The 19,466-nt window shown below is 72.6% G+C and carries 15 protein-coding genes; 2 read left to right on the top strand and 13 right to left on the bottom strand.

Translation table 11 applies throughout. The features are described from left to right. Positions 1-126: 126 nt before the first annotated feature. A complete protein-coding gene (gene htpX / locus ACI784_RS00685; RefSeq protein WP_456922910.1) occupies positions 127-1,002 on the bottom strand; it encodes a zinc metalloprotease HtpX in 876 nt (291 codons plus the stop codon). 215 nt (positions 1,003-1,217) lie between these two features. Between htpX and ACI784_RS00680 the strand changes: the two genes are divergently transcribed. Both ACI784_RS00680 and ACI784_RS00675 read left to right on the top strand, forming a co-directional pair. After that, positions 1,218-3,167 carry a 2-oxoacid:acceptor oxidoreductase subunit alpha gene (locus ACI784_RS00680; protein ID WP_456922909.1) on the top strand — a complete coding sequence of 650 codons (1,950 nt, stop codon included), beginning with the start codon at positions 1,218-1,220 and terminating at the stop codon, positions 3,165-3,167. Next, positions 3,164-4,255, top strand: a complete 1,092-nt coding sequence (locus tag ACI784_RS00675) for a 2-oxoacid:ferredoxin oxidoreductase subunit beta (RefSeq protein WP_456922908.1) — start codon at positions 3,164-3,166, stop codon at positions 4,253-4,255. Before ACI784_RS00680 ends, ACI784_RS00675 begins: the two co-directional genes overlap by 4 nt. 99 nt (positions 4,256-4,354) lie before the next feature. On the opposite strand, the gene ACI784_RS00670 is transcribed toward ACI784_RS00675, so the two are convergent. The 12 genes from ACI784_RS00670 to nuoF form a co-directional block, all read right to left on the bottom strand. Then, entirely contained in the window at positions 4,355-4,834 is a 480-nt protein-coding gene (locus ACI784_RS00670; RefSeq protein WP_457012246.1) for a hypothetical protein, read from the bottom strand. A 125-nt stretch (positions 4,835-4,959) separates the two neighbouring features. Beyond that, entirely contained in the window at positions 4,960-6,168 is a 1,209-nt protein-coding gene (locus tag ACI784_RS00665) for a PQQ-dependent sugar dehydrogenase (RefSeq protein WP_457012245.1), read from the bottom strand. A gap of 22 nt (positions 6,169-6,190) precedes the next feature. After that, positions 6,191-7,249: a polyprenyl synthetase family protein gene (locus ACI784_RS00660; RefSeq protein WP_457012244.1), complete on the bottom strand. Its 1,059-nt coding sequence runs from the start codon at positions 7,247-7,249 to the stop codon at positions 6,191-6,193. Continuing rightward, entirely contained in the window at positions 7,249-8,811 is a 1,563-nt protein-coding gene (gene nuoN / locus ACI784_RS00655) for an NADH-quinone oxidoreductase subunit NuoN (protein ID WP_457012243.1), read from the bottom strand. The genes ACI784_RS00660 and nuoN overlap by 1 nt, the downstream gene beginning before the upstream one ends. Then, positions 8,811-10,439: an NADH-quinone oxidoreductase subunit M gene (locus ACI784_RS00650; RefSeq protein ID WP_457012242.1), complete on the bottom strand. Its 1,629-nt coding sequence runs from the start codon at positions 10,437-10,439 to the stop codon at positions 8,811-8,813. Before ACI784_RS00650 ends, nuoN begins: the two co-directional genes overlap by 1 nt. A 34-nt stretch (positions 10,440-10,473) precedes the next feature. Further along, positions 10,474-12,369: an NADH-quinone oxidoreductase subunit L gene (gene nuoL, locus ACI784_RS00645; RefSeq protein WP_457012241.1), complete on the bottom strand. Its 1,896-nt coding sequence runs from the start codon at positions 12,367-12,369 to the stop codon at positions 10,474-10,476. 16 nt (positions 12,370-12,385) lie between these two features. Further along, positions 12,386-12,685: an NADH-quinone oxidoreductase subunit NuoK gene (gene nuoK, locus ACI784_RS00640; RefSeq protein ID WP_436692552.1), complete on the bottom strand. Its 300-nt coding sequence runs from the start codon at positions 12,683-12,685 to the stop codon at positions 12,386-12,388. Continuing rightward, positions 12,682-13,521 (bottom strand): NADH-quinone oxidoreductase subunit J, encoded by an 840-nt coding sequence (locus ACI784_RS00635; RefSeq protein ID WP_457012240.1) that lies wholly within the window; start codon positions 13,519-13,521, stop codon positions 12,682-12,684. The genes nuoK and ACI784_RS00635 overlap by 4 nt, the downstream gene beginning before the upstream one ends. After that, positions 13,518-14,195 (bottom strand): NADH-quinone oxidoreductase subunit NuoI, encoded by a 678-nt coding sequence (nuoI, locus tag ACI784_RS00630; RefSeq protein ID WP_456922900.1) that lies wholly within the window; start codon positions 14,193-14,195, stop codon positions 13,518-13,520. The genes ACI784_RS00635 and nuoI overlap by 4 nt, the downstream gene beginning before the upstream one ends. After that, entirely contained in the window at positions 14,188-15,660 is a 1,473-nt protein-coding gene (gene nuoH / locus ACI784_RS00625) for an NADH-quinone oxidoreductase subunit NuoH (protein WP_457012238.1), read from the bottom strand. Before nuoH ends, nuoI begins: the two co-directional genes overlap by 8 nt. Beyond that, positions 15,657-18,140, bottom strand: coding sequence for an NADH-quinone oxidoreductase subunit G (locus ACI784_RS00620; RefSeq protein ID WP_457012237.1), 2,484 nt, complete (start codon positions 18,138-18,140; stop codon positions 15,657-15,659). Before ACI784_RS00620 ends, nuoH begins: the two co-directional genes overlap by 4 nt. Next, the gene (nuoF, locus tag ACI784_RS00615; protein ID WP_456922897.1) at positions 18,137-19,465 is read right to left on the bottom strand and encodes an NADH-quinone oxidoreductase subunit NuoF; all 1,329 of its coding nucleotides are present in this window, start codon (positions 19,463-19,465) and stop codon (positions 18,137-18,139) included. The genes ACI784_RS00620 and nuoF overlap by 4 nt, the downstream gene beginning before the upstream one ends. Position 19,466: the final 1 nt, after the last annotated feature.

Raw genomic sequence — 19,466 nt, 5'->3', positions numbered from 1 at the left:
GCCACCCGGAACACGAGTGCGTGCACACCGGGCGAGGCACCGGTCAGCCGCAGGGCGTGACGCACGGTGTTGGTCGGCGCGTCGCCGCCGTCCTCACACATCGGCCGACCGGTGGTGCCGCCGCCGTCAGGAGGGCCCGGACTCGCGCGCCATGGCCTCCAGCCGGGCGATCCGCTGCGCCATCGGCGGGTGGGTGGCGAACAGCGTCGCCAGCCCCTGACCCCGGAAGGGGTTGGCGATCATCAGGTGGCTCTGGGTGACCAGCCGGTCCTCCTGCGGCAGGGGGCGGGCCGCTGCCCCGCGCTCGATCCGGCGCAGCGCGTCGGCCAGGGCCAGCGGGTCGTGCGACAGCGCCGCCCCGGAGGCGTCGGCCTGGTACTCCCGGCTGCGGCTGACCGCCATCTGGACGAGGCCGGCCGCCACCGGGCCGAGGACGACGAGCAGCAGGCTGCCGAGGGCGTTCCCGCCGCCGCGGTCGTCGGACCGCCCCCCGAACAGCGACGCGAACATCGCCATGTGCGCCAGATAGGTGACCACCGTCGCCATCGCGCCGGCGACCGAGCTGATCAGGATGTCGCGGTTGTAGACGTGGGACAGCTCGTGGGCGAGCACCGCGCGCAGCTGCCGGCGGTCGAGCAGCTCGAGGATCCCCTGGGTGACGCACACCGCGGCGTTGCGCGGGTTGCGCCCGGTGGCGAAGGCGTTGGGCTGGTCGGTCGGGCTCACGTACAGCCGGGGCATCGGCTGGCGGGCCTCGGTGGCCAGTTCCCGCACGATCGCGTAGAGCGCGGGGGCCTGGGTCTCGGTGACCGGGAAGGCCCGCATGGCCCGCAGGGCCAGCTTGTCGCTGTTGAAGTACGCGTAGCCGTTCACCCCGAGGGCCACGAGCAGGGCGATGAACAGCCCGCTCCGGCCGCCGATGAGCGCACCGGCGGCCAGGATCAGCCCGCCCATGAGGCCCAGGAGCACCGCGGTCTTCAGTCCGTTGCTCCAGCGCTGCACGACCCGACCAACGGCGCACCGGGGGGCGTCGTTCCCCTCGGTGCGGGCCGCCACCCGGCCAGGTGGGCCACTGCGACCGCGCTCACGGAATGCCTCCACGCGCGCGGGGGTTGCCAGTTCTGGTGCCGGCCGTGCCCGGCAGGTGCACTGTGGCTCTCGTCACGGGCCCGCGACACGACAGCCACGTAATCTCGGCCGGTGGAGGTACACCACTGATGACTGCGACCAACCCGCCCCTCACCGCCGCGGCGGGCAGCTCGGCTCCCGGCGGCCTCGTCAAGAGCGTCGTCGAGCTCGACCGGGTCGTCATCCGCCTGGCCGGCGACTCCGGCGACGGCATGCAGCTGACCGGCAACCGCTTCACCAGCGAGACGGCGTCGTTCGGCAACGACCTGTCGACGCTGCCCAACTTCCCCGCCGAGATCCGCGCGCCAACGGGGACCCTGCCGGGTGTCAGCTCCTTCCAGCTGCACTTCGCCGACCACGACATCATGACCCCGGGCGACGCCCCGGACGTGCTGGTCGCGATGAACCCGGCCGCGCTGAAGGCGAACCTGTCCGACCTGCCCGGCGGCGGGCTGCTGATCGTCGACTCCGACGAGTTCACCCCGCGCAACCTGGCCAAGGTCGGTTACGCCACCAACCCGATCGAGGACGGCTCGCTCGACGGCTGGCAGCTGGTCAGCGTGCCGCTGACCAGCATGACCCTCGACGCGCTCGCCGACTCCGGCCTCGGCAAGAAGGAGGCCGAGCGCTCGAAGAACATGTTCACCCTCGGCCTGCTGAGCTGGATGTACCACCGGCCCACCGAGGGCACCGTCCGCTTCCTGGAGCGCCAGTTCCGCCGCAAGCCCGAGATCGCCGCGGCCAACATCGCCGCCTTCCGGGCCGGCTACAACTACGGCGAGACGACCGAGGCGTTCGCGGTCTCCTACGAGATCAAGCCCGCCCCGATGGCGCCGGGCCGCTACCGCAACATCTCCGGCAACCAGGCGCTCGCCCTGGGCATCGTGGCCGCCGGTCAGCGGTCGGGGCTGCCGGTCTTCCTCGGCGCCTACCCGATCACCCCGGCGTCGGACATCCTCCACGAGCTGTCCCGGCACAAGGCGTTCGGCGTCCGCACGTTCCAGGCCGAGGACGAGATCGCCGGCGTCGCCTCGGCGATCGGTGCGTCCTTCGGTGGCGCGCTCGGCGTCACGACGACGTCGGGCCCGGGCATCTCGCTGAAGTCCGAGGCCATCGGCCTCGCGGTCATGACCGAGCTCCCGCTGCTGGTCATCGACGTGCAGCGCGGTGGCCCGTCCACGGGGCTGCCGACCAAGACCGAGCAGTCCGACCTCCTGCAGGCCATGTTCGGCCGCAACGGCGAGGCCCCCCTGCCGGTCATCGCGCCCCGCTCCCCCGGTGACTGCTTCGACGCGGCCCTGGAGGCTGCGCGGATCGCGCTGACCTACCGCACCCCCGTGATGCTGCTGTCCGACGGCTACCTCGCCAACGGCGCCGAGCCGTGGCCCATCCCGGACGTCGAGTCGCTGCCGGACCTGCGGGTGGACTTCGCGACCGAGCCCAACGGTGAGGACGGCGAGTTCCTGCCGTACCTGCGCGACCCGGAGACCCTGGCCCGCCCGTGGGCGATCCCGGGGACGGCCGGGATGCAGCACCGGATCGGCGGGCTGGAGAAGGCCGACAAGACCGGCAACATCTCCTACGACCCGGCCAACCACGACCTGATGACCCGCCTGCGGCAGGCCAAGGTCGACGGCATCGCCGCGACCCTGCCGCCCACCGAGGTCGAGGACCCGGACGGCGACGCCCGCGTGGCCGTCATCGGCTGGGGCTCCACCTACGGCCCGATCGGTGCCGCCTGCCGCCGCATCCGGCGCTCGGGGCGGTCGGTGGCCCAGATCCACCTGCGCCACGTCAACCCGATGCCGGCCGACCTCGGCGACGTCCTGCGCCGCTACGACCGCGTCGTCTGCCCGGAGATGAACCTCGGGCAGCTGGCCCTGCTCCTGCGCGCCAAGTACCTCGTCGACGTCCAGAGCCACACGCAGGTGCGCGGGCTGCCCTTCCGGGCCGCCGAGCTCGCCGCGGTGATCCAGGACGTCATCGACTCCACCAGCGGCGCCCTGCTCGCCGCAGACCCCACCGGAGGAGCGGAATGACCACCATCGACCTCGGCATGCCGGCCGAGGGCCCCATCGCCGACGCGATCGCGGCCTCGGTCGCGGCCCACGGCGAGAAGCAGACCGTCCTCAAGGCCAAGGACATGAAGACCGACCAGGAGGTGCGCTGGTGCCCCGGGTGCGGTGACTACGTCATCCTCAACGCGGTCCAGAGCTTCCTGCCCAGCCTCGGCATCGCCCGCGAGGACATGGTCATCGTCTCGGGCATCGGCTGCTCCTCGCGCTTCCCGTACTACATGAACACCTACGGGATGCACTCGATCCACGGCCGCGCGCCGGCGATCGCGACCGGCCTGGCGGCCTCGCGTCCCGACCTGTCCGTGTGGGTGGTGACCGGGGACGGCGACGCGCTGTCCATCGGCGGCAACCACCTGATCCACACGCTGCGCCGCAACGTGAACCTGAAGATCCTGCTGTTCAACAACCGGATCTACGGGCTGACCAAGGGTCAGTACTCGCCCACCAGCGAGGTCGGCAAGGTCACGAAGTCCACCCCGATGGGCTCGCTGGACCACCCGTTCAACCCGGTGTCCCTGGCCATCGGCGCCGACGCCACCTTCGTGGGCCGGGCGATGGACTCCGACCGCAAGGGGCTCACCGACGTGCTGCGGCAGGCCGCGGAGCACCAGGGCACCGCGCTGGTCGAGATCTACCAGAACTGCAACATCTTCAACGACGGCGCCTTCGACCTGCTCAAGGACCCGACCACCGGCACGCAGTGGTCGATCCCGCTCGAGCACGGCAAGCCGCTGGTGTTCGGCCCGGACGGCGCCTCGTGCGTGGTCCGCGACGACTTCGGCGGGCTGCGCATCGCCGAGACCAACCAGGTCGACGCCGCCGACATCGTGGTGCACGACGTGACCCGCCAGGACCCGTCCTACGCCTTCGCCCTGTCGCGGCTGTCCAGCCAGGACCTCCGGTACACCCCGATGGGCGTGTTCCGGGCAGTGCAGAAGCCGACCTACGACCGGATGATGGCCGACCAGCTCGAGGTCGCCGCGGCCCAGCAGCCGGCCGACCTGGACGCGATCCTGTCCGGCAGCGACACCTGGACGGTCAGCGCCTGAGCTGAGAGCCCACGCAACAGGAGGGGCGTCCGGGAACGACTTCGTTCCCGGACGCCCCTCCTGCGTCCCGGCGGTCAGCGCCGGGTCACACCGCTGGGATCAGTGGTGGCCCTTGCCGTTGCCGTTGTCGTCGCCGTTGCCGTTGTCGTCGTCCTCGACGTCGACGTCGCGCTCGGTCTCGCTGTCGACCTCGTCGCCGTCCTCGTACAGGGTCACCGTCACCTTGGCGTCGTCGTCGGCGTCGAGCTCGTCGCCGTACTTCCGCTTCACGAGGACCGAGTCCTCCTCCGTGTCACCCTCGTCGCAGTCCTCGATGTCCTCGCGGTGCCTCGACGAGTACTTCGTGTCGTCCTGGCGGACGTAGGCCTTCGCCGAGAGGTCGTCGGTGTCCTCGTCGCACTCGTAGGTGAAGTAGACCCGCGCCTCGTCGTCGTTCTCGATCTCGACCCGGAGGATGTCGACGATCCGGACGTCGTCGTCGTCGTGGTGGTCTCCGCCTGCGAGGGCGGGTGACATGCCGGTGAAGACCAGCGCGGTGGCGGCGGGTACGGCGAGCAGCAGGCGTGAACGACGTTGCATGGGAGATCCCCCTCCACATCGGCCGCGTCCCTGCGACCGTCTTCCTGGACGTCGCGCACCCTTCCGAGACTCACAGTTCCGCCACAAGACCGTAACGGGAGACTCGCCCGAGGTCGGGGGACGGGTCAGGGGCGGGGCGTGACCCGGAGTAGGGAGTCGGCGTCGTCCCCGTTGTCGGTGGTGACGTACAGCGAGCCGTCGAGGCCCTGCTGGACGGTGCGGATGCGCCCGTACCGGCCCTCGAGCTCGGGCAGCCGGAACTGCTCGAGCAGCGCGCCGTCGTCGGCCACGCGCAGCGCCAGGACGCCCTGGTCCTTGAGGACGCCGACCAGGAGCAGCCCCTCGTAGGCCTGCCACTGGTCGCCCTCCAGGAAGGTGATCCCGCACGTGGCGATGGTCGGGTCGCCCGAGGCCCACGTCGTCGGCAGGACGTCGGGCAGGGAGGGGTCGGTCATCGGCACGCTCTCGTCGTAGCCCGGCCCCGGCCGGTAGCCACTGTTGCCGCCGGACTCCAAGAGGGTGACCTCGTCGTCCCGGTCGGTGCCCTGCTCGGCGGCGTAGACCTGGCCGGAGCCGGGGCGCACGGCCAGCCCCTGGACGTTGCGGTGCCCGTAGGTCCACAGGTAGGCGGCGGCGCCCGGGCGGTCCGCGAACGGGTTGCCGGCGGCCGGCGCCCCCGTGGCGGGGTCGATGCGGAGCACCTTGCCCGCGAGGGTGCCGGGGTCCTGCGGGTTCGCGCTGACGGCGTTGTCACCGGTGCCGACCAGCATCGCGCCGGTCGGGTCGAGGCGCAGCCGGCAACCCCCGTGCCGGCCCGAGGCCTCGTTGACCGGTATGCCGCCCAGCAGTGGATCGGCGACGCGGGTGGCGGTGCGCCAGGCCGGGTCGACGGTCCAGGCGACCACGGCGATCGAGCGGCCCTCGCCGTCCTGCCGGCCCTGGCAGGTGTAGAAGCGCCGGTTCTGCTCGAAGGCGGGGTCGAGCAGCAGGCCCATGAGCCCGGTCTCCCCCGTCGCGAACAGGTCGTCGAAGTCGGCCTCGACCTCCTGCACGGTGCCGTCGGGGAGAACGGCGGTGAGGCCGCCGCCGCGCTCGTCGACCAGCAGGGTGCCGTCCGGAGCCTGGGCGACGTCCCAGGGGTGGTCGAGGCCGTCGGCGACCACCGTGACGTCGAGCGCGGGGGCCGCGGCCGGGGGTTCGGTCGTCGCCGTCGCGGATGGACCGCTGGTGCCCGACGCCGGGGTCCGGACCGCTCCCGGAGGGTTGGGCTGCCCGCCGCTGCAGCCGCCGAGCACCGCCAGGACCACGACCAGGCAGGTCAGGCGCGCGCGCACCTGCCCAGCATGCCCTGCCCGCTCAGCTGGTGCGCGTGACGACGTACTCGCACAGCGCCGACAGCGCCTCGCGGACCGGCCCGGCCGGCACCGCGGAGAGCCGCGCGCGGGCCCGGTCGGCGTACTCCCGCAGCACCTCGGTGGCCCGGTCCAGCGACGCCGACGAGCGCAGCAGGGCCAGCGCCTCGGCGTGCTCGGCGTCGTCCGGGAGGGGGCGGGAGACCAGCTCGCGCAGCCGCTGCTCGGCGGGGTCGTCGCCGGCCAGGGCGAACAGCGCGGGCAGCGTCACGACGCCCTCGCGCAGGTCCGTCCCCGGCGACTTCCCGGAGGCGCCGCCCTGGCTGACGATGTCGAGGAGGTCGTCGGAGAGCTGGAAGGCCACCCCGACCTCCTCCGCGAAGGCGGTCAGCGCCGCGACGAGCTCCTCACCGGCCCCGGCGAAGGAGGCGCCGAAGCGGGCCGACGTCGCCACCAGCGAGCCGGTCTTGTCCGCCAGGACCTGCAGGTGGTGGGCGACCGGATCGGCACCCGGCCGCGGGCCGACGGTCTCGAGGATCTGCCCGGTGACCAGCCGCTCGAAGGTGCGGGCCTGGATGCGCACCGCCTCCGGGCCGAGGTCGGCGAGCAGGTCCGAGGCGCGGGCGAAGAGGAAGTCGCCGGTGAGGATGGCGATGCTGTTGGACCACCGGCTGTTGGCGCTGGGCGCCCCGCGCCGGACGGCGGCCTCGTCCATGACGTCGTCGTGGTACAGCGTCGCCAGGTGGGTGAGCTCGCAGACCACCGCGGCGTCGGTGACCCCGGGAGCGAGCGGGTCCCCCAGCTCGGCCGCGAGCAGCGCCAGCAGGGGGCGGAACCGCTTGCCGCCGGCGGCCACCAGGTGGCCGGCCGCCTGCGAGACGAAGTCGTGATCGCTGTCCACGGCCTCGAGCAGCGCCGCCTCCACCCGTGCCAGGCCCTCGGCGAGGCGGGCGCCGAGCTCGCCCTCGGGCAGCCAGGGCCCGATGGTCGAGGCAGGGGTCGAGGTCCGCTGCCAGGTCTCGGCCGGGGTGTCCCCGTGGACGGCGGCGCTGGCTCCGGTCATCAACCGACGAAGATAGCCGCCTGCTCGGCCAGGTCCAGCACCGCCCCGGGGACGATCCCCAGGACGACGGTCGCGGTGACGGTCACCGCGAGCACGATCGTGGTGGGCAGACCCGGGACGCCGACGGTGGGCCCGTCGGCGGCGGGCTCGCTGAAGTACATGAGCACGAGCACCCGCACGTAGAAGAACGCCGCCACCGCGCTCGTCAGCAGCGCGACGACGACCAGCGGCCACGCGCCGTCGTCGATGGCGGCCCGGAAGACGGCGAACTTGGCGGTGAAGCCGCTGGTGAGCGGGATACCGGCCAGCGCCAGCAGGAACAGGCCCATGACCGCCGCGGTCAGCGGGGACCGCCGGGCCAGCCCCGCCCACTTCGACAGGTGCGTGGCCTCGCCGTCGCCGTCGCGGACGAGCGTGAGGACGGCGAAGGCACCGAGCGTGGTGAAGCCGTAGGCGAGCAGGTAGAACATCGTGGCCGGGACACCGGTGCTCTGACCGTCGGAGCCGCCGCCGTAGCCGATGACACCGGTGAGCAGGAAGCCGGCGTGCGCGATGGAGGAGTAGGCGAGCATCCGCTTGAGGTCGGTCTGGGTGAGGCCGAGGACCGACCCCACCACCATCGACACGATCGCGATGCCGTAGACGAGCGGCCGCCACGTCCACTCGCTGGTGCCGAAGGCGACGTAGAGCAGCCGCAGGATGGCGCCGAACGCGGCGACCTTCGTGCAGGCGGCCATGAAGGCGGTGACCGGCGTCGGGGCGCCCTGGTAGACGTCCGGCGTCCAGGCGTGGAAGGGCGCGACGCTGGCCTTGAACATGAGGCCGACGACCAGCAGGCCCAGCCCCAGCACCAGCAGCACGTCGGTGCCGGTGGCCGCGGACGCCGCCCGGATGTCGGTCAGCCGTACGCTGCCGGTGGCGCCGTAGATCAGCGCCAGGCCGTAGAGGAAGAACGCCGAGGCGAAGGCGCCGAGCAGGAAGTACTTGACCGCCGCCTCCTGCGACAGCAGCCGCCGGCGGCGGGCCAGCCCGCTGATCAGGTACAGCGGGAGGCTGAGCACCTCCAGCGCGACGAACATGATGAGCAGGTCGTTGGCCGCGACGAACAGCATCATGCCGCCGATGGCGAAGGTCGCCAGCGGGTAGACCTCGGTCTGCACCCGCGGCGCGGTCAGCAGCTCGCGGTCGCGCGGGCTGCCGGCCGGCACCGCCGCGGCGGCGACGAACGCCGATCGCGCCGGGTCCAGCGAGCGCTCGGCGAACAGCAGGATTGACAGCGTCCCGAAACCGGCGATCGTGGCCATCAGGAAGACCGCGGGGCCGTCGACGGCGAGCGCCCCGCCCGCGGTGACCTCCCGCTCGCCGGCCAGCAGGAGGCTGGTGACCAGGCCGCCGACCGTGCCGACCAGCGCCACGCCGACCTGCACCGGGTGCCGGCTCTCCCGCGGGGCGAAGGCCTCGACGAGGACGCCGACGCAGGCGGCGCCGAAGACGAACAGCAGCGGCGCCAGGGCGCCCGCGGACAGGCTCGGAGCGGTGATCGCGTCTGCCGCGCTGAGCATCAGTCGGTCCCCTCGACGTCGGCGGCCGGCTGCACACCGGCGGGGTCGGAGCCGACGTCGCTCATGGTGGCGGCGACGGCGGGCTCGATGAGGCGGACCAGCGGCTGCGGGTAGACGCCCAGCGCGATGATCAGCGCGACCATCGGCGCGGCGACGGCGAGCTCACGGCGGGAGAGGTCCCGGGCCCGCAGCCGGGCCGGCGCCGGCGCCGGCGCCGGCGCCGTCAGCGTGGCCGTGCTGCTCCCGGATGCCGCGGGCGTCGTCGTCCCCTCGTCGGGTTCGAGGAGGACGCCGCGCGGCGGGCCGTGCATGGTGCGCTGGTACATCAGCAGGATGTAGAGCGCGGCCAGGATGATGCCGACGGTGGCCAGGATCGTGAACACCGGCCGGGTCGGGAACGAGCCGATCAGCACGAGGAACTCGCTGACGAAGCTGTTCGTGCCGGGCAGGGCCAGCGAGGCCAGGCCCGCGACGAGGAAGACCCCGGCCAGCAGGGGGGCCTTCGTGGCGAGGCCGCCGTAGTCGCCGATCTGCCGGGAGCCCCCGCGGGCGATGAGCATGCCGACGACGAGGAACAGCAGCCCGGTCGCGATGCCGTGGTTGACCATGTAGAGCACCGCGCCGGTGCCGGCCTCGGTGGTGAACGCGAAGATGCCCAGGGCGATGAAGCCGAAGTGCGCGATCGAGGTGTAGGAGACCAGCCGCTTCATGTCGGTCTGTCCCATCGCCAGCAGCGCGGCGTAGAGGATGCCGGCCACGGCGAGCACCAGCACGAACGGCGCGAGGTCGCGGGAGGCGTCGGGGAACAGCGGCAGGCAGTAGCGGATGAAGCCGAACGTGCCGACCTTGTCCAGGACGCCGACCAGCAGAACCGCCCCGCCGATGGGGGCCTCGGCACCGGAGTCGGGCAGCCAGGTGTGGAACGGCACCAGCGGGGCCTTGATCGCGAAGGCGACGAAGAACCCGAGGAACAGCAGCTTCTGCACCCCGGGGTCGATGTCGATCTGCCGCAGCGCGTCGAAGGCGAAGGTGCCCTCCCCCAGTTCGCTGCTGCTCACCACGTACAGCCCGATGACGGCGGCCAGCATGACCAGGCCGCCGACCAGGCTGTAGAGGAAGAACTTGACCGCCGCGTACTGCCGTCGCGGCCCGCCGAAGCTGCCGATCAGGAAGTACATCGGCACCAGCATCGCCTCGAAGAAGACGTAGAAGAGGAAGACGTCGGTCGCGGCGAAGACGCCGACCATCATCGCCTCGAGCAGCAGCAGCCAGGCGAAGAAGGTGCTCATCGACCGGTTGGTCGTCGCGGTGTCCCGCCAGGAGGCGACCACGACCACCGGCACCAGGACCCCGATGAGCAGCAGCATCACCAGCGCGATGCCGTCGACGCCGAGGGCGAAGTCGACGCCGAAGTCGGGGATCCAGGGCACCGAGGTGGTGAGCTGGAACCGCTCGCCTCCGGCGTCGAAGGCCACCGTGGCGAGGACCGCCAGCAGGAGCACCAGGCCGCTCACACCGAGCGCCACCTGCTTGGCGAGCTCGTCCCGGCCCCTGGGCAGGGCGGCGACGAGGGCCGCACCGACCGCCGGGACCACGATCATCGTCAGCAGCCACGGGAAGTCACTCACTGTGCAGTCGCCTCTCGAGAGGTCCGGGTCCGGCTCATCCGGTCGTCACCGCCAGCAGCGCCCCGGCCACGACGACGGCGCCGCCGAGCATGGACAGCGCGTAGGAGCGGACGAAGCCGGTCTGGGTGCGGCCCAGCCGGGACGACGAGCCGCCCAGCGTGGCCGCGAGCCCGTTCACCGCGCCGTCCACCCCGCGGTTGTCGACGAACACCAGGGCGCGGGTCAGCCACTGCCCGGGCCGCATGAACAGCGACTCGTTGACGGTGTCGGCGTAGAGCGCGCGGCGGGCGGCACGGACCGGCAGCGCGACCCGCACCGGCGCGGTCAGCGGCACCTCGCGGCGGCCGACGAACAACCAGGCGGCGCCGACACCCAGCAGCATCGCGAGCGTCACCAGCACGCTGACCAGCAGCGGTGCGACCACGTGCTCGGCCGCCTCCGGCTCGCCGAACACCGGGGCCAGCCACTCCTCCAGCGGGAAGGCCACGACCAGCAGGAAGCCGGCGAGCACCGAGCCCACGGAGAGCACGATCATCGGCACGGTCATGACCGACGGCGACTCGTGCGGGTCGACGCCGTCCTCCCATCTGGGCCGGCCGAAGAAGGTCATCAGCATCAGCCGGGTCATGTAGAAGGCGGTGAGCCCGGCGGCCAGGATCGCGATCGTGCCCAGCACGTAGCCCCAGCCGTCGCCGCGGTCGAACGCGGCCTCGATGATCGCGTCCTTGGTGTAGAAGCCGGACAGGAACGGGAAGCCGATCAACGCCAGGTAACCCAGCCCGAAGGTCACGAAGGTGATCTTCATCTTCGAGGCGAGACCACCGAAGCGGCGCATGTCGACCGAGTCGTCCATCGCGTGCATGACCGAGCCGGCGCCGAGAAACAGCCCGGCCTTGAAGAAGCCGTGGGTGAGCAGGTGCGCCAGGCCCGCGACGTAGCCGATCGGGCCGAGGCCGACGGCCAGGAACATGTAGCCGATCTGGCTGACCGTCGAGTAGGCCAGCACCTTCTTGATGTCGTCCTGCGCGCAGCCGGCGATGGCGCCGATCATCAGGGTGATCGCGCCGACGGCCATGACCGCGGCCCGCGCGGTCGGCGTCTCGTCGTAGACGGGCGCGCAGCGCGCGATGAGGTAGACCCCGGCCGTGACCATGGTGGCGGCGTGGATCAGCGCGCTGACCGGGGTCGGGCCCTCCATGGCGTCGGGCAGCCACGCCTGCAGCGGGAACTGGCCGGACTTGCCGCAGGCCCCGAGGAGCAGCAGCAGCCCCAGGGCGGTGACCGTGCCGCCGGCCAGCGTGCCGACCGCGCCGAAGACGCCCTCGTAGGTGACGGTGCCCAGCTGGGCGAACATCAGGAAGATCGCGAGCGCCAGACCGACGTCGCCGACCCGGTTCATGATGAACGCCTTCTTCGCGGCGGTGGCCGCCGTCGGGCGGACGTACCAGAAGGCGATGAGCAGGTAGGACGCCAGGCCGACGCCCTCCCAGCCCACGTAGAGCATCACGAAGTTGTTGCCGAGGACCAGCAGCAGCATCGCCGCGACGAACAGGTTGAGGTAGGCGAAGAACCGCCGGCGCCCGGGGTCGTGGGCCATGTAGCCGACGGAGTAGACGTGGATCAGCGCGCCCACGCCGGTGATGAGCAGGACGAACGCCGCCGACAGCGGGTCGTAGAGGAGCCCGGCCTGCACGTCCAGCGACCCGCTGGCCACGAAGGTGAACAGGTCGACGCTCACCGAGCGCCCGTCCAGCTGGAACGTGCAGGCCAGGCCGATGACGAAGGCGATGACCACCGTGGCCACGCCCAGCAGGTGACCCCAGCGGTCGGTGCGCCGGCCACCCAGCAGCAGCACGGCGGCGCCGGCCAGCGGCAGCGCGATCAGCAGCCAGGAGGCGGCGAGCAGCCCGTCGGCGGGCACGGTGTCCATCCCCGGATCCCCGTTCTCAGTACTTGAGCAGGTTGGCGTCGTCGACCGACGCCGACCGGCGGGTCCGGTAGATCGACATGATGATCGCCAGGCCGACGACGACCTCGGCCGCGGCGACGACCATGACGAAGAACGCCATGATCTGGCCGTCGACGGTGCCGCTGGACCGGGCGAAGGTGACCAGCGTCAGGTTCACCGAGTTGAGCATCAGCTCGATGCACATGAAGACGACGATCGCGTTGCGCCGCACGAGCACGCCGACCGCGCCGATGGTGAACAGCATCGCGGCGAGTACCAGGTAGTGCGTGAGACTCATCGCTCACCGTTCCCGTCGAGGGGCGCGGGGTCGAGGGTGCCCAGCGCCGCGTCGGGGCTGCCGAGCTCGGCACGGCCGGTGGGACGCGGCATCTGCTCGACCTCCTGGGGCTCGATGCCGGTGGCGAAGCTGTCCTCGGCGACCCGCCCGTCGGGCAGCAGCGCCGGCGCGGCGACCGAGTTGGCCCGGGCGTAGACGCCGGGGCCGGGCAGGGTCTGCGGCCGGTCGGTGAGGAACCGGGCGCGGGAGAGCTCCTTCTGGGTGCGCCGCGTGCCGGGCTCGCGCTCGATGTGGGCCAGCACCATGGCGCCGACGGCGGCGGTGATGAGCAGGGCGCTGGTCACCTCGAAGGCCAGCAGGTACCGGGTGAACAGCACCTCGGCGATCGACTCGATGTTGCTGGTGTCCCCGCCCTGCACCGCGTCCAGGCCGGTGGCCGGGAGCTCCTGGGTGGCCCGGGCGATGCCCGCACCCACCAGCCCGGCGAAGCCGATGCCCAGCACGATCGCGGCCACCCGCTGCCCGCGGAGGGTCTCGACCACCGAGTCGGAGGAGTCCCGGCCGACCAGCATCAGCACGAACAGGAAGAGGATCATGATCGCGCCGGTGTAGACGATGATCTGCACCGCGCCCAGGAACGGCGCCTCCTGGACGACGTAGAAGACGCCCAGCGCCAGCATCGTGTTGACCAGCCACAGGGCCGAGTGGACCGCGTTGCGGGAGAGCACCATCCCCAGGGCACCGGCCAGGGCGATCGGCCCCAGGACCCAGAAGACGACCGCCTCACCCGTGCCGAGCTGCACGGTCTCGTCGGCGGCCGCGGCGAGCACGCTCATGCCCGTCCCCCGGCGACCGGCTGGTCCGCGCGCGCACCGGCGGACGGGTCGACCGGCGGGACGCCACGGTCCGGCGTCCGCACGTAGTAGTCCTTCTCGTCCTCGCCCAGCCGCATCGGGTGCGGCGGGGCCTCCATGCCGGGCAGCAGCGGGGCCATCAGCTGCTCCTTGGTGTAGATGAGGTCGCGGCGGTTGTCGTCGGCCAGCTCGAAGTCGTTGCTCATGGTCAGCGAGCGGGTCGGGCAGGCCTCGATGCACAGGCCGCAGAAGATGCAGCGCAGGTAGTTGATCTGGTAGATCCGCCCGTAGCGCTCACCGGGCGAGTACCGCGCGTCCTCGGTGTTGTCGCCGCCCTCCACGTAGATGGCGTCGGCCGGGCAGGCCCAGGCGCACAGCTCGCAGCCGACGCACTTCTCCAGCCCGTCGGGGTGCCGGTTGAGCACGTGCCGGCCGTGGTAGCGCGGCTTGGTCACCTTCGGGACCTCGGGGTACTCCTCGGTGGTCACCTTGCGGAAGATCTGCGCGAAGGTGACACCGAAGCCCTGGCCGGGACCGGGCAGCCAGCTGGCCCGCTTGACCGGGCCGCCGTTGCTGTCGCGGCGGGCCAGCTCACCGCGCGAGGCCTGCGCCAGCCCCTTCTCGTCGCCCTCGGCGGGCGGGTTCCGGTCAGACATCGTCGTCCTCCTGGCTGGGGGCCGCGGCGCGCCGTCCGGTGCCGACCACGCCGCCGGCGGGGACGGTCTCCCGGCCGCGCAGCCGCGGCGACGGGGGCACCTTGAGGTCCATGGGCGGGATCGGGAAGCCGCCCTCGGCGCGGCTCGGGCCGGTGGGCTGCGCGGGCCGGCGGCGGGGGCCGACCGGGGGCAGCACCTCCGGCTCGGCGTCGGTCGGGTGGATCGAGCCGGCCGCGGCCTTCGTGGCGGCGATCCGGGTGGCCCGGTTGCTGGCCCGGCTGGCCACGAGCAGCACGGCGAGCACGAGCAGGGCCATCGGGACGCCGACGAACAGCGCGACCTGCCCGGTGGAGAGGTCGGCCTCCCGGGCCACGGTGCGCATGGTGGCCACGGCGAGGATCCAGACCAGCGCCGTCGGTACCAGCACCTTCCACCCGAACCGCATGAACTGGTCGTAGCGCAGCCGGGGGAGGGTGCCGCGCAGCCAGATGAAGACGAACAGCGCGACGACGACCTTGAGGAAGAACCACAGCAGCGGCCACCAGCCGGAGTTGGCGCCGTCCCAGATGGACAGCGGCCACGGGGCCCGCCAGCCACCGAGGAACAGCGTCGCGGCCAGGGCCGAGACGGTGACCATGTTGATGTACTCGGCGAGGAAGAACAGCGCGAACTTCAGCGACGAGTACTCGGTGTGGAAGCCGCCGACCAGCTCGCTCTCGGCCTCGGGCAGGTCGAACGGGGCGCGGTTGGTCTCACCCACGACGGCGACGACGTAGATGACGAACGAGACCGGCAGCAGGATCGCGTACCAGCTGGGCCCGGTGAACTCGAGGCCGAAGAAGGAGACCGGGTTGCCGTCGGCCTGCGCCGCGACGATCTCCGAGGTCGACATCGAGCCCGCGTAGAGGAACACCGCGACGATCGACAGCCCCATCGCGATCTCGTAGCTGACCATCTGCGCGGCGCTGCGCAGGCTGCCCAGCAGCGGGTAGGTCGAGCCCGACGCCCAGCCGGCCAGCACGATGCCGTAGACGCCCATCGCCGAGCAGGCCAGCACCACGAGGACGCCGATGGGGGCGTCGGTCAGCTGCAGCGGCGTGCGCTGGCCGAAGATGCTCACCGTCGGGCCGAGCGGGATGACCGAGAAGGCCAGGAACGCCGGGATGGTGGCGATCACCGGTGCCAGGAAGTAGACCGGCTTGTCCGCGAGCGCCGGCATGATGTCTTCCTTGAACGCCAGCTTCAGCCCGTCGGCGAGGCTCTGCAGGTAGCCGCGGGGGCCGACCCGGTTGGGGCCGATCCGCTGCTGCATGCGGGCGACGACCTTGCGCTCGAAGACGATGGCGAACAGCGTCAGCAGCACCAGGACGGCGAAGACGCCGACGATCTTGATGAGGACGATCCACCAGACGTCGGTGCCGAAGTCGGCGAGCGTCGGCTGGTCGGTCGCGGCGAGCACGCTCACTCGGCACCTGCCGGGGTGGTCGGGGTGGGTGAGGACGCAGCGACGAGACGGACGACGCCGCCGGGCGCGGTGCCCAGCCGGCTGCGGACCTCGCTGCCGGGCGAGCGCATCGGCAGCCACACCACCTGGTCGGGCATCTCGGTGACCTGCACCGGCAGGCTGATCTCCCCCATCGCGCCGCACACGGTGACCCGGTCGCCGTCGGCGAGGCCCAGCCGGCGGGCGGCGTCCTTGCCGAGGCGGGCGACCGGCGGGCGGGCGGTGCCGGCCAGCTCGGGCTCGTCGCGCTGCAGGGTGCCGACGTCCAGCAGCTGCCGCCAGGAGGCGAGCACCGCCTCGTCCTCGGCCAGTGGCGGGTCGTCCGGCGGGGGGACGTCGAGGCCGGTCACGTCGGGCCGCACCGCGACGACGCCCAGGGCGGCGAGCTCCGCGCGGGCCGCCTCGGGGCCGGGCAGCCGCAGGTCGACGTCCAGCTCGTCGGCCAGGCCCTGCAGCACCCGGCCGTCGGGCAGCTGGCCGGTGCCGTGCAGCGTGGCGTCGAAGGGCCGCAGCCGGCCCTCCCAGTCCAGGTAGCTCCCGGCCTTCTCCGGGGCGGCGGCGACCGGGAGGACGACGTCGGCGTGCGCCGTGACCGCGCTCGGGAACAGCTCCAGACTGACCACGAAGTCGGCGTCGGCCAGCGCCGCCTCGGCCAGCCGCGGGTCGGGCAGGTCGGCCGGGTCGACGGCGCCGACCAGCAGGCCCTTGAGCTGCCCGTGGGTGACCGCGGCGAGGATGCCGTCGGTGTCGCGGCCGGGGGTGGCCGGCAGCTCGGCGACGCCCCAGGCGGCGGCGACCTGGGCGCGGGCCCCGGCGTCGGAGACGGGGCGGCCACCGGGCAGCAGGGTCGGCAGTGCGCCGGCCTCCACCGCGCCGCGCTCCCCGGCCCGGCGCGGCACCCAGGCCACGCGGGCGCCGGTCGTGCGGGCGAGGGCGGCCAGCGCGGAGAACGCGCCGGGCACCTCGGCCAGGCGCTCCCCGGCGAGCACCACCGCGCCCGGCTGCCGCAGCGCCTCGACCGCCGGCCCGCCCCACGTGCCCTCGGCGAGCGCGGCCAGCGAGCGGGCCTCGGTGCCGGGCAGCGTGGTGAGCACGGTGGCCTGCAGCTTCTCGGCCGCCCGGGTGACGAACGGCGCGAGGTCGAACACCGGCAGCTTGCGCGTGCGCACTGCCCGCCGCAGCCGCAGGAAGACGATCGGCGACTCCTCCTCCGGCTCGAACCCGGCGAGCAGCACCGCGGAGGCGTCGGCGAGGTCGGCGTAGGTGACGGCGCCGTTGAAGGGCCCCGTGCCGGCCACGTGCGCGGTGAGGAAGGCCAGCTCCTCGGCCGAGTGCGCCCGGGCGCGGGCGTCGACGTCGTTGGTGCCGAGCGCGACCCGCGCGAACTTGGCGTAGGCGTAGGCGTCCTCGACCGTCAGCCGGCCGCCGGGCAGGACGCCGACGCCGCCGGCCTCGCGTGCCGCGCGCAGCCCCTCGGCCGCCGCGGCCCACGCCTCCGGCCAGGACGCCGGCTGCAGCACGCCGTCCCGCCTGACCAGGGGCGTGGTGAGCCGGTCGTTGGCGGTGGCGTACCGGAAGGCCCAGCGACCCTTGTCGCAGTTCCACTCCTCGTTGACCTCGGGCTCCTCGCCGGCCAGCCGGCGGAGGACCTTGCCGCGCCGGTAGTCGGTGCGCTGCGCGCAGCCCGACGCGCAGTGCTCGCAGACGCTGGGCTCGCTGCGCAGGTCGAACGGGCGGGAACGGAACCGGTACTGGGCGCTGGTCAGCGCACCGACCGGGCAGATCTGGGTGGTGTTGCCGGAGAAGTAGGAGGAGAACGGCTCGTCCTCGTAGATCGCCACCTGCTCCAGCGCGCCGCGCTCGAACAGCTCGATGAAGGGATCGCCGGCGACCTGCTGGGAGAACCGCGTGCAGCGGGCACACAGCACGCAGCGCTCCCGGTCGAGCAGGACCTCGCTGCTGATCGGCAGCGGCTTGGGGTAGGTCCGCTTGACGTCGACGAAGCGGCTCTCGGCGCGGCCGTTGCTCATCGCCTGGTTCTGCAGCGGGCACTCGCCGCCCTTGTCGCAGACCGGGCAGTCCAGCGGGTGGTTGATCAGCAGCAGCTCCATCGTGCCCTGCTGCGCCTTGTCGGCGACCGGGCTGGTGAGCTGCGTCTTCACCACCATCCCGTCGGTGACCGGCATGGTGCACGAGGCCACCGGCTTGCGCTGGCCCTCCACCTCGACCAGGCACTGCCGGCAGGCGCCGACCGGCTCGAGCAGCGGGTGGTCGCAGAACCGCGGGATCTGGACGCCGATCATCTCGGCGGCCCGGATGATCAGCGTCCCCTTGGGCACGGCGACGTCGAACCCGTCGATGACGCAGTGCACCGCGTCCGGCGGGGTGTGCGGGCCCGGCACGGCCGGGACGGCGGCGGGTGCGGGCTGGGGCGTCGTCACGAGGCCACTCCGACGGGCTCGAGCCGGAGGCTGCGGCCGAGGCGGGCCTGTTCCTCCGGCGGCAGCAGGGCGACGTAGTCGTCGCGGAAGTACTTCAGCGAGCTGCTGATGCAGCTGGTCGCGCCGTCGCCGAGGGCACAGAAGGAGCGGCCCAGGATGTTGTCGCAGGTGTCGGTCAGCAGGTCGAGGTCGGCCGCCGTCCCCTTCCCGTCGACCAGCCGCTGCAGGATCTGGACCAGCCAGTACGTCCCCTCGCGGCACGGGGTGCACTTGCCGCAGCTCTCGTGCGCGTAGAACTCGGTGAAGCGCAGGGTGGCCTCGACGATGGAGTCGGTCTCGTCGAAGACCATCAGCGCGGTGGTGCCCAGCATCGAACCCGCCGCGGCGACGGAGTCGAAGTCGAGCGGCACGTCGAGGTGCTCGGGGGTGAAGTACGGCGTCGACGAGCCGCCCGGCGTCCAGAACTTCAGCCGGTGCCCGGGGCGGACGCCGCCGGCCATCTCCAGCAGCTCGCGCATCGTCGTCCCCATGGGGGCCTCGTACTGGCCGGGACGGACGACTCGCCCCGACAGCGAGTAGATCTTCGGGCCGGGCGACTTCTCGGGGCCGAACTCCTTGAACCAGTCCGACCCGCCGCGGACGACGAACGGCACGCTGGCCAGCGTCTCGACGTTGTTGATCACCGTCGGGGCGCCGTAGAGACCGGCGACGGCGGGGAACGGCGGCTTGAGCCGCGGCTGGCCGCGGTAGCCCTCGAGGGAGTCCAGCAGCGCGGTCTCCTCGCCGCAGATGTAGGCGCCGGCCCCGGCGTGCACGATCAGCTCGAGGTCGTAGCCGGAGCCGAGGACGTCGGTGCCGAGGTAGCCGGCCGCGTACGCCTCCTGGACGGCGTTGACCAGCCGGCGGTGCGCGTGCACGGCCTCGCCGCGGACGTAGATGACCGCGAGCTTCGACCGGATGGCGTAGGCCGCGATGACCACGCCCTCGATGAGCGAGTGGGGGTCGGCCATCATCAGCGGGAGGTCCTTGCAGGTGCCGGGCTCCCCCTCGTCGGCGTTGACCACGAGGTACTTGGGCATCGCGGCCGGGCCGGTCGGCGTCTCCCCCGGCTTGGGCTGCGGGATGAAGCTCCACTTCATGCCGGTCGGGAAGCCGGCGCCCCCGCGCCCGCGCAGGCCGGAGTCCTTGACCAGCGCGACGAGCTCGTCGGGGGTCATGCCGAGCGCCGTGCGCAGCGCGGTGTAGCCGTCGAGCCGCTCGTAGGTCGCCAGCCGCCAGGACTGCGGCTGCGCCCAGCGGGTGGTCAGCACGGGTGCGAGGGGCATG

The sequence above is a fragment of the Geodermatophilus sp. SYSU D01186 genome, from assembly GCF_054050215.1.
This window is presented reverse-complemented; position numbering and strand designations above follow the sequence as displayed.